The organism is Kitasatospora sp. NPDC114501, from assembly GCF_055633695.1.
On sequence record NZ_JBVKDS010000007.1, the window covers coordinates 277,006 to 291,288 of the forward strand.

General features: G+C 73.2%; 16 protein-coding genes. 9 read left to right on the forward strand and 7 right to left on the reverse strand.

Annotated features, from left to right (window positions below; translation table 11 throughout):
* The first annotated feature begins 122 nt into the window (after window positions 1–122).
* On the forward strand, window positions 123–2,003 hold the full coding sequence (locus ACZ7RU_RS15590; RefSeq protein WP_470341466.1) for an APC family permease: 1,881 nt from the start codon (window positions 123–125) through the stop codon (window positions 2,001–2,003).
* 93 nt (window positions 2,004–2,096) lie between these two features.
* On the opposite strand, the gene ACZ7RU_RS15595 is transcribed toward ACZ7RU_RS15590, so the two are convergent.
* Window positions 2,097–2,366, reverse strand: coding sequence for a GlsB/YeaQ/YmgE family stress response membrane protein (locus ACZ7RU_RS15595; RefSeq protein ID WP_470341467.1), 270 nt, complete (start codon window positions 2,364–2,366; stop codon window positions 2,097–2,099).
* A 270-nt stretch (window positions 2,367–2,636) separates the two neighbouring features.
* Here ACZ7RU_RS15595 and ACZ7RU_RS15600 point away from each other — a divergent pair, with 270 nt between their 5' ends.
* Complete coding sequence (locus ACZ7RU_RS15600; protein WP_470341468.1) at window positions 2,637–3,002, forward strand: hypothetical protein; 366 nt, start codon at window positions 2,637–2,639, stop codon at window positions 3,000–3,002.
* A gap of 127 nt (window positions 3,003–3,129) precedes the next feature.
* Here the strand turns inward: ACZ7RU_RS15600 and ACZ7RU_RS15605 are convergent, their stop codons facing one another.
* Both ACZ7RU_RS15605 and ACZ7RU_RS15610 read right to left on the reverse strand, forming a co-directional pair.
* Window positions 3,130–3,930: a HEAT repeat domain-containing protein gene (locus tag ACZ7RU_RS15605; RefSeq protein WP_470341469.1), complete on the reverse strand. Its 801-nt coding sequence runs from the start codon at window positions 3,928–3,930 to the stop codon at window positions 3,130–3,132.
* A 94-nt stretch (window positions 3,931–4,024) separates the two neighbouring features.
* Window positions 4,025–4,735, reverse strand: coding sequence for a TetR/AcrR family transcriptional regulator (locus ACZ7RU_RS15610; RefSeq protein WP_470341470.1), 711 nt, complete (start codon window positions 4,733–4,735; stop codon window positions 4,025–4,027).
* Window positions 4,736–4,952: 217 nt separating this feature from the next.
* Here ACZ7RU_RS15610 and ACZ7RU_RS15615 point away from each other — a divergent pair, with 217 nt between their 5' ends.
* From ACZ7RU_RS15615 to ACZ7RU_RS15625, 3 genes are all read left to right on the forward strand, one after another.
* On the forward strand, window positions 4,953–6,152 hold the full coding sequence (locus ACZ7RU_RS15615) for an FAD-dependent monooxygenase (RefSeq protein ID WP_470341471.1): 1,200 nt from the start codon (window positions 4,953–4,955) through the stop codon (window positions 6,150–6,152).
* A 345-nt stretch (window positions 6,153–6,497) separates the two neighbouring features.
* Window positions 6,498–7,124: a CBS domain-containing protein gene (locus ACZ7RU_RS15620; RefSeq protein WP_470341573.1), complete on the forward strand. Its 627-nt coding sequence runs from the start codon at window positions 6,498–6,500 to the stop codon at window positions 7,122–7,124.
* A 136-nt stretch (window positions 7,125–7,260) separates the two neighbouring features.
* Window positions 7,261–7,911, forward strand: coding sequence for a LamG domain-containing protein (locus tag ACZ7RU_RS15625; RefSeq protein ID WP_470341472.1), 651 nt, complete (start codon window positions 7,261–7,263; stop codon window positions 7,909–7,911).
* Window positions 7,912–7,947: 36 nt separating this feature from the next.
* Here ACZ7RU_RS15625 and ACZ7RU_RS15630 read toward each other — a convergent pair whose 3' ends face one another.
* Entirely contained in the window at window positions 7,948–8,523 is a 576-nt protein-coding gene (locus ACZ7RU_RS15630; RefSeq protein ID WP_470341473.1) for a hypothetical protein, read from the reverse strand.
* A gap of 152 nt (window positions 8,524–8,675) precedes the next feature.
* Between ACZ7RU_RS15630 and ACZ7RU_RS15635 the strand changes: the two genes are divergently transcribed.
* The gene (locus ACZ7RU_RS15635) at window positions 8,676–9,026 is read left to right on the forward strand and encodes an SHOCT domain-containing protein (RefSeq protein ID WP_470341474.1); all 351 of its coding nucleotides are present in this window, start codon (window positions 8,676–8,678) and stop codon (window positions 9,024–9,026) included.
* A 93-nt stretch (window positions 9,027–9,119) separates the two neighbouring features.
* Here the strand turns inward: ACZ7RU_RS15635 and ACZ7RU_RS15640 are convergent, their stop codons facing one another.
* The gene (locus tag ACZ7RU_RS15640; RefSeq protein WP_470341475.1) at window positions 9,120–9,530 is read right to left on the reverse strand and encodes an organic hydroperoxide resistance protein; all 411 of its coding nucleotides are present in this window, start codon (window positions 9,528–9,530) and stop codon (window positions 9,120–9,122) included.
* A 169-nt stretch (window positions 9,531–9,699) separates the two neighbouring features.
* On the opposite strand from ACZ7RU_RS15640, the gene ACZ7RU_RS15645 reads away from it, so the two are divergent.
* The 3 genes from ACZ7RU_RS15645 (at window position 9,700) to ACZ7RU_RS15655 (ending at window position 11,843) form a co-directional block, all read left to right on the forward strand.
* A complete protein-coding gene (locus ACZ7RU_RS15645; protein ID WP_470341476.1) occupies window positions 9,700–10,173 on the forward strand; it encodes a MarR family winged helix-turn-helix transcriptional regulator in 474 nt (157 codons plus the stop codon).
* Between the two features lie 297 nt (window positions 10,174–10,470).
* Entirely contained in the window at window positions 10,471–11,043 is a 573-nt protein-coding gene (locus ACZ7RU_RS15650; protein ID WP_470341477.1) for an RNA polymerase sigma factor, read from the forward strand.
* A complete protein-coding gene (locus ACZ7RU_RS15655) occupies window positions 11,040–11,843 on the forward strand; it encodes a hypothetical protein (protein ID WP_470341478.1) in 804 nt (267 codons plus the stop codon). Before ACZ7RU_RS15650 ends, ACZ7RU_RS15655 begins: the two co-directional genes overlap by 4 nt.
* A 101-nt stretch (window positions 11,844–11,944) precedes the next feature.
* On the opposite strand, the gene ACZ7RU_RS15660 is transcribed toward ACZ7RU_RS15655, so the two are convergent.
* Both ACZ7RU_RS15660 and argG read right to left on the reverse strand, forming a co-directional pair.
* On the reverse strand, window positions 11,945–12,613 hold the full coding sequence (locus ACZ7RU_RS15660) for a GAP family protein (RefSeq protein ID WP_470341479.1): 669 nt from the start codon (window positions 12,611–12,613) through the stop codon (window positions 11,945–11,947).
* Between the two features lie 207 nt (window positions 12,614–12,820).
* Window positions 12,821–14,233: an argininosuccinate synthase gene (argG, locus tag ACZ7RU_RS15665; RefSeq protein ID WP_401103997.1), complete on the reverse strand. Its 1,413-nt coding sequence runs from the start codon at window positions 14,231–14,233 to the stop codon at window positions 12,821–12,823.
* Window positions 14,234–14,283 lie beyond the last annotated feature (50 nt).

A 14,283-nucleotide genomic window follows, 5' to 3' on the forward strand; every position in this document is an offset into this window, starting at 1 on the left:
CCGTGCGCCCGGCCGAGTCGACAGGGGTGCACGTGGTGTCGTCGGGGTCGGCCGAACCGGGGGCGGGGCCGGTCACGCGGCGCGAGCGGTTCCGGGCCTGGATGCTGGAAGGCCTCGCGGACATGGCCAAACAGCACCCCGGCCCGCACGCCCAGCTGCCGCAGGTGAAGGGCCGGCGCTGGTGGCGGGTGATGTGCCTGACCGGTCTGGACTACTTCTCCACCCTCGGCTACCAGCCCGGCATCGCCGCGCTCGCGGCCGGCCTGGTCTCGCCGCTGGCGACCATCGTGCTGGTGGTCGTCACCCTGCTCGGCGCCCTGCCCGTCTACCGGAGGGTCGCCCAGGAGAGCCCGCACGGCGAGGGCTCGATCGCGATGCTGGAACGGCTGCTGTCGTTCTGGCAGGGCAAGCTCTTCGTGCTCACCCTGCTGGGCTTCGCGGCCACCGACTTCATGATCACCATCACCCTGTCCGCCGCCGACGCCGGCGCCCACCTGGTGGAGAACCCGCACCTGCACAGCGCCCTGACCGGCAAGCAGGTCATGTTGACGCTGGTCATGATCGCGCTGCTCGGCGCGGTCTTCCTCAAGGGCTTCAGCGAGGCGATCGGCTTGGCCGTGGTGCTGGTCGGGGTCTACCTCTCGCTGAACGTCGTGGTGGTGGCCGACGGGCTGTGGCACGTGCTCCGGGCCCCGCACGTGTTCAGCGACTGGACGGACGCGCTGACCGTGGAGCACGGCAACGCGATCGCGATGATCGGCGTCGCGCTGATCGTCTTCCCGAAGCTGGCGCTCGGCCTGTCCGGCTTCGAGACCGGCGTGGCCGTGATGCCGCACATCGAGGGCGACCCGGACGACACCGAGGAGAAGCCCACCGGCCGCATCCGCGGCGCCCGCAAGCTGCTGACCACCGCTGCCGTGATCATGAGCGTGTTCCTGATCGCCACCAGCTTCATCACGACCCTGCTCATCCCGGCGGACCAGTTCAAGACCGGCGGCCAGGCCAACGGCCGGGCGCTCGCCTACCTCGCCCACGAGTACCTGGGCAGCACCTTCGGCAGCGTCTACGACCTCTCCACGATCGCCATCCTCTGGTTCGCCGGAGCCTCCGCGATGGCAGGGCTGCTCAACCTGATGCCGCGCTACCTGCCCCGCTACGGGATGGCCCCGCACTGGGCCCGCGCGGTGCGGCCGACCGTCATCGTGCTCACCCTGATCGCCTTCCTGGTGACCTGGATCTTCGACGCCAACGTGGACGCCCAGGGCGGCGCCTACGCGACCGGCGTACTGGTGCTGATCAGCTCCGCCGCCATCGCCGTCACCATCGCCGCCCACAAGGCCGGGCAGCACCGCTGGCGGGTCGGCTTCGCGGTGATCGCCGCGGTGTTCCTCTACACCACGGCGGTGAACATCGCCGAGCGGCCGGACGGCGTCAAGATCGGTGCCTGCTTCATCGCCGGGATCATGCTGGTGTCCTTCCTCTCCCGGCTCAAGCGGGCCTTCGAACTGCGCGTCACCGACGTGGTGCTCGACGACGTCGCGGAGCGGTTCGTCCGGGACTACACCCACCGCCCGCTGCGGCTGATCGCCAACGAGCCGAACAGCCGGGACCTCGCCGAGTACCGCGACAAGATGCACCAGATCCGGCGGGACAACGACATCCCGGTCGAGGACGACCTGGTCTTCGTCGAGGTCACCGTGCTCGACCCGTCCGACTTCGAGGCCGAACTGACCGTGCGCGGCGAGGTGCTGCACGACCGCTACCGGGTGCTGTCGCTGGAGAGCTCCAGCGTGCCCAACGCCCTGGCCGCCCTGCTGCTCCAGGTCCGCGACCTCACCGGGCAGCAGCCGCACATCTACTTCGAGTGGACCGAGGGCAATCCCTTCGCCCAGTTCCTGCGGTTCTTCCTGTTCGGGCAGGGCGAGATCGCCCCGGTCACCCGTGAGGTGCTGCGCGAGGCCGAGCCGGACCGCTCGCGCCGCCCGGCCGTCCACGTCGGTTGACCGGCCCGGCCGGTGGCGACGGAGCGGTTCCCGGCCGGTGGCGACGGTGTGGTCCCTCCGGCCGGGGAGGCGACGGAGTGGTCCCCGGGCCCGTCAGCGGCTCCGGTGGGACCTGCTCCACGCGGGCGAGACGAAAGCCACCAGGGCGACGGCGAAGGCGACCTGCAGGATGTGGCGGATCCAGTCGATGCCCGAGGTGTGGCGGACGCCGATCCAGCCGGCGACGGCGTTGCCGAGCCAGGCTCCGGCTGCGCCGAGCAGCATGGTCAGCCACCAGGGGATCGACTGCGGTCCGCGCAGGATCAGCTTGGCGATCACGCCGAGCACGAAACCGATGAGCAGAATCCACAGGAGCTGGAACATCGCAGTCCACCTTTCGGGCGCTCCCGGGCCGACGGCCCGGTGCGCCGAATCGCCGATGACGCGGTTCGTCCCATGATCACCCGGATCGGGCGAACGGGCATGTCGACAGGAGACCACGCAGCTCAGCGGCGTGTCGGCGGGCGGAGCACGGAGGGGAGGGGCGAGAACGCGCCGCAGGTCGGGCCGGAAAGAAGCTGTCCGTCCTCGCCGCCGCACGGATAGGAATGGGCGGGACGCGGACGAGCCGCGTCGCGAGAGGAGCCGATCCCTGTGATACGCCTTCGTTCCGTCGCGCTGACCCTGGGCTGTACCGCTGCCGCGTTGACCCTGACCATGGGGACGGCCCAGGCCGCGCCCGGCGACACCAGCACCATCTGCTCCTCCTCGCTGACGCCGAGCGGCTTCGTCGACGTCCAGTGGTGGAACAGCGCCGGCTGCGGCTCCGGGTTCAACCCGAACACCAAGAAGATCATGCAGCTCACCGGCTACCCGGTCGGCACCGTGGTCAACGCCTGCGGCTCCACTTGGCCGCCGGACGGCTGGACGATCGTGAGCAGCTTCTACAGCTCCAGCTGCCGGTACTCCGCGGTGCCGAGCCTCGAGAAGAACTCCTGGCAGCTCAAGCGCGTCTCCTGAGGTCGGGGCCTGGGGCCTCAGGTCCGGCGTCTGGGGCTTCGGGCCCGGCGACGGTGTCTGAGGCCCGAGGCCTGGGGGCGGTGCACGCTCCGGCGACGGCGCACGACCTGATGGCGCGGCCGGGGCCTCAGCGGTCCCGGACCGCCTCGACGGCCTCGCGGACATACGGGTGCGGGTCGGCCGCGAGGCCGTCCAGGAGGTCGGCGACGCCCGGGGTGGACCAGTGGCCGATCGCCCGGACCAGGTCCCCGCGCACCTCCGGGGCCGGATGGGCGGCCAGTCGGGCGAGGAGGTCCACCGGACCGCGCCGGCGCAGCCCGAACCAGTGCAGCACAGCGCGCAGTTCGGCCGGATCGCCCGGCTCTCCGGCCGCCGCGATCCGGGCGAGCAGCACGGGGACGGGCGGCGGCGGGCCGTCCAGCGGGTGCGGATGGCGCTCGCGCAGCCGGCGGCTGCCGTACTCGCCGCGGACCCGGCAGCCGAAACAGGTGCAGGGCCGGGTGCCGTGGGCGCCCGGCAGGTAGCGCCAGCCGGTGACCTGCGGCACGGCGCGGACCCGGTGCACCTCGCGGGCGCCCACCGCGCGCGGCAGGAACACCTCCCAGCCGCGCGGGTCGGCCAGCGCGCCGATCCGCCGGACCGCCTCGGCGGCCGGCAGCGACCGCTGGGCGTCCCGGGCGCTGTCGCCGTAGTGCCCGGCCAGGACCTCCTGCCCGTCGTCCAGCCGGAGGTGCACCGCGATCAGCGGACCCTTGGGGTGGAACCGGGCCAGCTCGCGCAGCCACTGGTGGGTCAGCGTGTACGAGGGCAGCACGGGGAAGCAGTACACCCCGCGCGCGCCGCCCTGGCCCCGGCTGTCGGCGCGGATTCCGGCGCGGCGGATCCGCGGCGCGTTCGCCGCTGCGGTCAGGTGCACGAACATCGCCATGGGGCGCGATCCTAGCGAGCGCCGGGCGGCGGTCCGAGCGGTTTTCCGGGTGCCGGACGGGTCGGCAAGGCCGGCTCCGGCGGTCCGCGGCGGGTCAGGCGGTGGTCGCGCGGCGGTCGATCAGGGCGGCCAGCCCGTCCAGGATGCGGTCCAGGCCGAACTCCAGCGCCTGGTCGCGGCCGCCCGGTTCGGCCATGGCGGCGGCGACCGCGGGGAATCGGTCGGCGTGCTCCTGGACCACGGTGCCGAGGGCGGCGAGGAGTTCGGCCTCGGGGGTGTCGTCCGGTCCGGCGGCGCGGGACTGCGCGGCGATCCCGCGCACGTGCCCGGTGAGCAGGACGGCGGCGTCCATCCGTTCGGGACCGGTCAGTCCGTGGCCGTCGAGTGCCGCCACCACCCGCTCCAGCCAGGCGAGTTCCCTGGGGCCGAGCGCCCGGGGGCCGACGGTGGCGTCCAGCAGCCACGGGTGCCGGGCGAAGGAATCGGCCAAGTGGTGGGCCCAGGTGGTGAGTTGCTCCCGCCAGCCGATGCCCTCCGGCGTGTCCGGCGGTGTGTCGACGGCCGACTCGACCATCAGGGCGATCAGTTCGGCCTTGCCGGGGACGTAGCGGTAGAGCGACATCTTGGTGAAGTCGAGCAGCCCGGCCACCTTCTGCATGGAGACCGCGCCCAACCCCTCCGCGTCGGCGACCTCGACCCCGGCCGCCGCGATCCGCTCCAGGGTGAGGGCCGGCTTCGGCCCCCGGGTGGGCTTGGCCGGCGGGCCCCAGAGCAGCCGCACCGTGTCGTTCGCCGCCTCCGCCATCATCCGCTCCCGTTCCGAGGTCCCGCCCGGGTTCGGTCCATGTTCCGCCGGTGTCCCGTCGGGGTTCCGTCGGCGTTCCGCCCTGGGCTGCTGACCCTGTTTCCGCCTGGGCTTCCACCTGGGGGGTTGCCCTTCCGATCCAACTGTGTCTACCGTACACAGCAATGAACAGTGTCCGCGAGACACAGTTTTCCGACCCTCGGACGGAGTGGTTTCCATGAGCACCAAGGTCCTCATCTCGGGCGCGAGCATCGCCGGCCCCGCACTGGCCCACTGGCTGGGCAGGTACGGCTTCGAAGTGACCGTGGTCGAGCTGGCCCCCGCGCTGCGCGACGGGGGTCAGGACGTCGACTTCCGGGGCCGCACCCACCTGACCGTGCTGGAGCGGATGGGCGTCCTGGAGGAACTGCGCGCGCTCGGCACCGGCGGTAGCCCGATGACCTTCGTCGGCCCCGACGGGCGCCGACTGCTGCACCTGCCGGCCGAGTTCGCCGGCGGCGACGTGGAGGTCCCGCGGGGGGAACTGGCCCAGCTGCTCCACCGGCACAGCAGCGCCCGCGCCGAGTACGTGTTCGGCGACTCGATCACGGCCCTGGAGGAGACCCCGAGCGGCGTCCGGGTCGCCTTCCGGCACGGGGCGCCGCGCGAGTTCGACCTCGTGATCGGCGCCGACGGACTGCACTCCAACGTCCGCCGGCTCGCCTTCGGCCCCGAGCGGCGCTACGTCCGCCACCTCGGCTACTACGCGGCCACCTGGCAACTGCCCGACACCCCCGGGCTGCCGGTCGGCGGGGTCGGCCTCAACGTCCCCGGCCGGCTGATGTCGGTCGGCGCCGCCCACCGCGACCCGGGCCGGGGCGGTGCGTTCTGCCTCTTCGCCTCGCCCGAACTGCGCTACGACCGCCACGACCCGGCGCAGCAGAAGGCGCTGGTCCGGGCCGCCTTCGCCGGCCTCGGCTGGCGGGTGCCGCAGCTGCTGGAGAGCCTGGACGCCGCCCCGGAGCTGTACTTCGACTCGATCAGCCGCGCCGACGTGCCCGCCTGGTCGACCGGCCGGATCGCCCTGATCGGCGACGCCGCCTGCGGCGCGACCATCGGCGGCATGGGCACCGGGACGGCGGTGGTGGCCGCGTACGTCCTGGCGGGCGAGCTGGCCCGGGCGCGCGGTGACCACCGGGCGGCCTTCGAGCGCTACGAGACGCTGCTGCGCGGCTACGCGCAGGGCTGCCAGAAGGGCGGCGACCGGACCGGCCCGTTCCTCGCGCCGCGCACTGCCATGGGCCTGCGGTTCCGCAACGCGCTGCTCAACCGCCGCTGGGCGCTGGACAAGATGCTGGAGCTGGGCAGGCAGGTCAGCACCGTCGAACTGCCTGCGTACGAGGCGGAGCCGTCCCGTGGTCCGAAGGTCACGGGCTGAGCGGGGGCGCTCGCCATCCCTGTCACCGAGGCGTTCTCCGGGAGCCGGGGTCGGTTCCACGAGTCGATCAGGTGAGGGTTGCGCCGTCGGGGGAGATCGGCGGGCCGCCGGGGAAGGCCCGGCCGGTGAGGCGCGGGAGGTCGTAGCCGACCTGATCAGGGCGCCGGTCGGGAGGGTGTTCGTAGGTCGGGGCCCAAAGTCCCACCCGTTCGGCCCCTTGGCCCCTGGCGATCGGGCCCGCCGCGAGCGATGCTGCGGGTACCGGCCTGGACGATCCGCGTTCGGTCGGACCAGCATCGTTGGACGAGGTGAACCGGCGTGCGGCATGCCACCGTCGAATCCGTGATGACCAGCCCCGTGGTCCTGGTCTCGCCCGAGACCGGCTTCCGGGAGATCGTGGCGCTGCTGAGCGAGTACGACATCACCGGCGTACCGGTGGTGGACCCGGAGGGGCAGCCGCTGGGCGTGGTCTCGGAGGCCGATCTCCTGCGCACCCTGGCCGCGCAGGAGGACACGGGCAGCCTGCTGCCCGCGCCGGAGTCGGCGCCGGCGGGCCCGGACGGCGAGGTGACCGCCGCCGACCTGATGACGGCGCAGCCGGTCTGCACCACGCCGGACACCAGTGTGGTCGCGGCGGCCCGGCTGATGAGCCGGCACGGCCTGAAGCGGCTGCCGGTGCTGGACGACGAGGGGCGCGTGATCGCCATGGTCAGCCGCGGCGACCTGCTGCGGGTGTTCCTGCGCGAGGACATGGTGATCCGGCGGGAGATCGTCGAGGAGGTGCTCGGCCGGATCGAGGGGGTCAGCCCGGCGGAGATCGGGGTGGAGGTCACCCAGGGACGGGTGGTGCTCAGCGGCACCGTGCCCGAGCCGCACCTGGTGCCGATCGTCCTCAACCTGTGCCGTTCGGTGGACGGGGTGGTCTCGGTGACCGACCGGCTCGCCGCCGGAGGTGCGGCGCCGGTCGGCTGACCGGCCGTGCCCCCGCGTCGTACGTTCGGCCAGGCTCGAACGATCCGCTTCGCATACTGCGGAGGGTATCGGGTAACTCACTCTGTGTGCCTGGCGGTGTGGGCTGCCGGGGCGCCGGAGCTTCGGGGAGGCGGCCGTGGCAGTCGTTTTCGACGCGGACTTCACTTCGACCAGTCAGTGGATCGCCGGGCGCAGCAGCGCGTATCCCCGGATGGGGCCGACCAACCGGAGCGACCACAAGCTCGACTACCTCAGCCGCGACTACTGCCCCGACGGGGTGTTCGCGGCGGTCAGGCGGCACAGCGGCGGGCTGTGGAGCTGCAACCTGCTGACCACCGAGGGGAGCCCGGACGGCTTCCAGGTCCGCACCGGGGACGTGTTGTCGGCGAGCGTGACGCTGCCCGTCGAACTGGGTGCCTGGCCGGCGATCTGGACCTGGCGGGACGGCGGCAACGAGGTGGACGTCTTCGAGTACCACCCGGACAACCCGGACATGCTGGAGATCTCCAACCACGTCCGGGGCGGCTTCCGGTACTGGCACGGCGCGGGCGCCGGGATCGCTCCGGGGGCGACCTTCGACCTGAGAGTGGTGCTCGGGGCGAAGTCGGTGGACTGGTACGTGGCGGACGAGCTGGTCTACGCCGACCTGCACGGGGTCGGCTCCGGGTGGCACGCCTACCTGATCGTCAACATGTCGGTGGCGGACGGCACGTACCACGACCGGCCGCCGTACGGAGGGCCGGACCGGCTGACCTGGGTCTGCCACAGCCTCCGGGTCGAGCGCTGAGCGGCCGGGTGGGGAGGGTACGGGTCCCTATGACTCCTACGGCTTCCACGGCTCGTGGGGCGCGAACGCGGCCGTGATCGGGCCGCGGGGGGCGTATCCGCCGCGCGGGTCGAGCGGGGTGAGGAGGGCGTGTGGGCCGCTCGGTCCGTAGGGGCCGTGCGAGCTCTGCGGTCCGTGTGAGCCGTACGGGCTGTACGGGCTGTACGGGCTGTGCGGGACGGAGCGCTGGAACCAGACCGCCCGGCGCTGCGGGCCGATGTGGGCGGGGTCGGTCACGTAAAGGTCGTCGCGCGGGGCGCGCTCGTTGCCCGGGGCGAGTGCCGCGTCCACCGCGCCGTCGGCGATCGAGCGCAACAGGGCGGCGGCGGTGGTCTCGGCGGCGGTCGGCGCGATGGCCAGGGCGGTGAGCTCGGCCCAGAGGGCGGCGGTGACGTAGTCGATCGGGGAGTGGCCGAGCGCCGGGTGGGGACGCGGGTCCGGGTGGCGCCGCAGCACCCCGGCGGCGACGAGCTGCTCGGGGGAGCGGTCGTCGTCCGGCAGGTGGAGGGCCGTGGACGGCTGGTGAGCCGGGGGCCGCTGGGGGTGGGACACGGGCGGCGGGTGGTGGGTCACGAGCGGCACGCTACCCCTGGTGGGGGCCGGCCCGATCGCCGGATCGTTCTCCCAGGCCTCCCTCACGCCGCTTTCACCGCTGACGGGCGCACGATGGTGGTAAGGCGCTGCTCACCTCGGCGGGCCCGACGGGGCCGGAGGAGGAGGTCCTGATGAGGTACTGGCACGGACACGGCCACATGGATGGCTGGGGCATCGGGCTGATGGCGTTCGGGACGCTGCTGTTCCTGGTGATCGTCGTGCTCCTGGCCGTGGCCCTGTTCCGCTACGTATCGCACTCGCGGCAGGCGGTCCCGCCCGGGCGGGCGACTCCGGGTGGCGGTGGACCCGGGGCGGGCGGTCCGCCGGGCTGGGGCCGGGACGGGCACGGGAGCCCGGGATTCCAGGGGGTGCCCCCGGAGCAGCTGCTCGCCGAGCGGTTCGCGAGGGGCGAGATCGACGCGGAGGAGTACCGGCGCCGACTGGAGACACTGCGTTCGGCGAACCGGCCGGGCGGCGATTGACCTCGGGGGCGACCCGGGCCGGGCCCGCCGCGGTTCGCGTGCGGCGGGCCCGGCCCGTCGGCCGGCTGCTCGGGCGGCCGGTCGGCGGGGCGACTACTCGACGACCAGCTCGACCGGGATGTTGCCCCGGGTGGCGCGGGAGTACGGGCAGACCTCGTGGGCCTGCTTGACCAGCAGCTCGCCGGTCTCGCCCGCGAGGGACTCGGGCAGCTCGACGCGCAGCACGACGGCGAGGGAGAAGCCGGCCCCGTCCTTGCCGATGGAGACCTCGGCGGTCACCGAGACCTCGCTGGTGTCCACCCGGGCCTGGCGGCCGACCAGGCCGAGGGCGCTGGCGAAGCAGGCGGCGTAGCCGGCGGCGAAGAGCTGCTCCGGGTTGGTGCCCTGGCCGCTGCCGCCGAGCGCGGGCGGCATGGCCAGCGCGAGGTCCAGCTGTCCGTCGGAGCTGACGGCACGGCCCTCCCGGCCGTTGGCGGTGGCGGCGGCGGTGTAGAGCGCGTCCATGGTGGCGTCCCCTTCGGGTCCTGGGTGTTCCTGCGGTCGGTGGTCCGGCGAATGCCGGTCCGGCGTGCTGCGCGGCGGCCCTTCGGTCGTCGTTGCGCTGTGACAAGTAGAGCACGCAATTCAGTTGCGCACAACTCAATCGCGCGATGGCGATCGGTACCATGGGTCCATGACCACCCACCCCGGCATGGCGGACGAGGAACTGCTCCGCCTCGACCAGCAGATCTGCTTCTCGCTCAACGCGGCCTCCCGCGCCTTCGGCGGCGTCTACCGGGTGCTGCTGCGCGAACTCGGGCTGACCTACCCGCAGTACCTGGTGATGCTGGTGCTGTGGGAGGAGGGCGAGCTGCCCGTCAAGCGGATCGGCGAGCGGCTGCGGCTGGACTCCGGGACGCTCTCGCCACTGCTCAAGCGCCTGGAGGCGGCCGGGCTGGTGCGCCGTGAGCGGAGTCCGGAGGACGAGCGGTCGGTCACCGTCCGGTTGACCCCCGAGGGGTCGGCGCTGCGTGAGCGGGCCGGGCAGGTTCCGCGTCAACTGCTCGCGGCCACCGGCCTGCCGATCGAGGACCTGGCCGCGCTGCGCGGGCTGCTGGACCGGGTGACGGCCGCGCTGGACGCCGCGGAGGTGGAGCCGGCGCCGTAGGGGTGCGGGGCGGGGTCTGCGGGGCGGAGGAGTGCTGAGGTGGCGTCACCGGGCCGTGTCAAGCAGCGCCCTCGGCGGCTGTGATCTGGGTCACGTTTCGGATGCTTCGGTAGGGCTCGTGTGAGCGAAGCGGCAGGTCAACGGTGCTGTTCAGAAGTGAACGGAATCGTTCGACAATTGTCCGCCCGATCCGGTCAACATCCCGGACCTTCCGGACGGTTACACCACGAGCCCCCAAGGGGCCGTCGGCGTGCCACCGGGCGGGTCGGCCAGTTGACCCACGAAAGGGGGGTCCGCGTGAGCACTCCAGGGCCGGGCGAGGAGCGGGGCCTGCGAGCCGACCCGCTCGGCGACCTGCCGAACGACTTCGAGGCCTTCTTCACCCGCGAGAACTCCGGCTACCTCCGTTACGCCCAGCAGCGCCTGCGGCACCGGGAGGACGCCCAGGACGCCGTCCAGAACGCGGGCACCACGCTCTACAAGAACTGGCGCCGGGCCCTGGCCAGCCCCGATCCGCAGGCCTTCGCCTTCAAGATCGTCAAGGACGCGGTGGTGGACGTGCTGCGCGAGCGCCGCCGCATCGAACGCAAACGACAGCGGGTGATCGCCCAACGCCGTCCCGACACCAGCCAGGACGAGCTGAACGAGCTCGCCGAGCTGGACGCCCTGGACTGGGCGATGGAGGAACTCGCGCGGGCCGCCCCGGTCCAGGCCGACGTGGTACGGCTGCGCCAGGCGGGACTGTCGTACCACGACATCGGACGCTCCCTCGGCATCGCGCACACCACCGCCCGGACTTACTACAGCCTCGGGCGGCGCCACCTGGAGTACCTGCTGGAGCACCCGGACGACGGCGAGGCGCGGACATGAGGATCGTGGACCTGCTGCGCGCGCACGCCGTCGAGCTGGACCGGGAGTTCGACGACCACGATCCGGTGGACTTCACGCGTCGGCTGGCCGAGCGGCTCGCCGCCGCCCGACGGCCCGCCCCGGCCGTGCGCGAACGCCCCGCCCGGCCGCCCGGCGGTGCCCGTCCGCCGCACGCTCCGGCCTCGGGGCCGAGCCCGGGAACGGCAGCGGGGGCGGGCTCCGGGCTCGGTGCGGGGGCGGCGGTGGGCGCCGGCTCCGGTCCGGGATCCGGCTCCGGTCCCGGGGCGGTCCCGGGGCAGCCCCGGTGGGCCGGGGGACGGGCGGAGCTACGGCGCGACCTGCGGCACCTGTGCGCGGGGGTCGCGGGCGCGGTCGAGCCGGGGGAACTGGCCCTGGACCTCGAACTCGCCGAGAAGACCGCCTTCCGCACCCTCGGCTGCCTGCTGTACGGCATGGGCCGCACGGCGGACGGCGTCTTCTGGTGGCGGATAGCCGCCCAGTACGGGGACCAGCTGGCCGTGCACTGCCTGGCGGTGCACTACACCGCCGAGGGCGAGCGGCGTGACGCGGCCCGCTGGGCGGCTCAGGCCCAGGACCTCAGCGCTCCCGGCCGGCTGCCGGAGCTCGCGCCCGACGTCCGGCCGGGTGGCGCGGCGGAGCTGGCGCGGGTGCTGGCGGAGCGCTACGACGGCGAGATCCTGCTGACGGTGCGGGAGGCGGTGGCGGCGCGACCGACGGCCGATCCCGGGCGGTTGGGGGTCCGGGCGGTGCGGGGGCGGGGGGTGGTGCGGATCCGGTGAGGGGTGAGGGGTGAGGAGTGGGGTGTGGCCGGGGTGCGGGTACGGGCAGGCCGAGGGGCTGGGTCGGCCGGGCGGCGTGGAGAGGAGGTCTCACGGGGAGGTCAGGTGAGCCCGGAGACGGCGGCGCCCAGGTACTCGGCGCCGAGCAGCAGCGGGACGGTGATCATGATCGCCGCGTTGTGCGTGGCCGTCCAGGCGCGCCACCCGCCGAGGGCGTGCCGCGCGCGGTCGTCGGCCCGGAAGTGGACCGCGAGCGGCAGCAGGGTGCCCAGTGAGCCGAGCAGCACCAGCACGGCGGCGGCCACCGCCTTTCCTCCGTCACCGGTCGGGGCGGCGGCGATGGAAGCGGCCCCGCCGACGGCCGGAACCAGGGTCTTCGGGTGGGCCACCACCAGGACCACGGCGAGGCCGGTGGCCCGGGCGGCGGTCAGCCGGTCGATCGAGAGCAGCCAGACCGGCGGCGCGGTGACCCGGCCGGGCCGCGGCCGTTCCCGCCACTGCCGGGCGGCCAGCAGGAGGAGTACGGCGCCGAGCGCGAGCTTCAGCCAGGACAGCCAGGTCGGCGTGGCCTCGGAGGAGTTCAGCGCGCTTCCCGCCGCCACGACGGCGGCCGTCACCGCTGCCAGGCCCAGCAGCCAGCCGACGGTGAACGCGATCCCGTTGGCCCGGCCGCGCGGTGAGGCGAGGATCAGGAGGACGGCGATCAGCGGCAGGGGGCTGAGTGCGACCGCCACCGCGGAGGCCAGCATCGGGCCGATCGCCTCACCCATCCCGGACCTGCCTTCCCGCCGCCGGGCGTCCGTCCGCCATTCAGCTACCGACGGGCGGGCGGCGCACGGCCGGTGCCGCCGTTCGGGTGAGGGGGTGTCCGGGTGAGGCAGGGTGGATGGCAGCGGGGCGGGCGGGGGGTGGGGGTGCGACGGCGGAGGGCCGCCGCACCGCTGGGGTGTGACGGCCCTCCGCGGGCGCGAGGTGCGTCAGTCGGTGCCGGACTCGATCGCCGCGTGGTCGAGCGCGGTGGAGTCCTCCTCGTCACCGGTGCCGGCGGCGATGGGGGCCGCACCGCCCGGGGCGAGCTCGCCGATCAGGCCGCTCCACGGAGCCAGCTGGCCGTGCACCGCGTACTGCTCCAGCTTGCTGCGCGAGTCGGCGATGTCCAGGTTGCGCATGGTCAGCTGGCCGATGCGGTCGTCCGGGACGAACGCGGCGTCGACGCTGCGCTCCATCGACAGCTTCTCGGGGTGGTAGCTGAAGTTGGGGCCCTGGGTGTCGATGACCGAGTAGTCCTGGCCGCGCCGCAGCCGCAGGGTGACGCTGCCGGTGACCGGGTGGCCGATCCAGCGCTGGATGCTGTCCCGGAGCATCAGCGACTGCGGGTCGAACCAGCGGCCCTCGTAGAGCAGCCGGCCGAGCCGCCGGCCCTGGGTGTGGTACGTGGCGAGGGTGTCCTCGTTGTGGATGGCGTTGAGCAGCCGCTCGTAGGCGATGTGCAGCAGCGCCATGCCGGGGGCCTCGTAGATGCCGCGGCTCTTGGCCTCGATGATGCGGTTCTCGATCTGGTCCGACATGCCCAGACCGTGCCGACCACCGATGGTGTTGGCCTCGTGGACCAGGTCGACGGCGCTGGCGAACTCCTGGCCGTTGATCCGGACCGGGCGGCCGAACTCGAACTCGACGGTGACGTCCTCGGTCTGGATCTCGACCGCCGGGTCCCAGAAGGCGACGCCCATGATCGGGCTGACGATCTCCAGGGAGGCGTCCAGGTACTCCAGCCGCTTGGCCTCGTGGGTGGCGCCCCAGATGTTGGCGTCGGTGGAGTAGGCCTTCTCGGCGGAGTCCCGGTAGGGGAGGTCCCGCTCGGCGAGCCACTCGGACATCTCCTTGCGGCCGCCGAGCTGGTCGACGAACGCCTGGTCCAGCCACGGCTTGTAGATCCGCAGGTTGGGGTTGGCGAGCAGGCCGTAGCGGTAGAACCGCTCGATGTCGTTGCCCTTGTAGGTGGAGCCGTCGCCCCAGATGGAGACGCCGTCCTCCTGCATGGCGCGAACCAGCAGGGTGCCGGTCACGGCGCGGCCCAGCGGGGTGGTGTTGAAGTACGTCTGCCCTGCGGAGCGGATGTGGAAGGCGCCGCAGGCGAGGGCGGCCAGGCCCTCCTCGACCAGTGCGGCCCGGCAGTCCACCAGCCGGGCCTGCTCGGCGCCGTACGCGCGGCCGCGGGCCGGGACGTCGGCGAGGTTCGGCTCGTCGTACTGGCCGATGTCGGCCGTGTAGGCGTAGGGGAAGGCACCGTGCTCGCGCATCCACGCGACGGCGACGGAGGTGTCCAACCCACCGGAGAATGCGATGCCGATCCGTTCACCGACCGGCAGCTTGCTCAAGACCTTCGACATGGATGCACCCTTGACCCGCGTGGAGCGGGCCCCTGATCTAGCGATGTGTG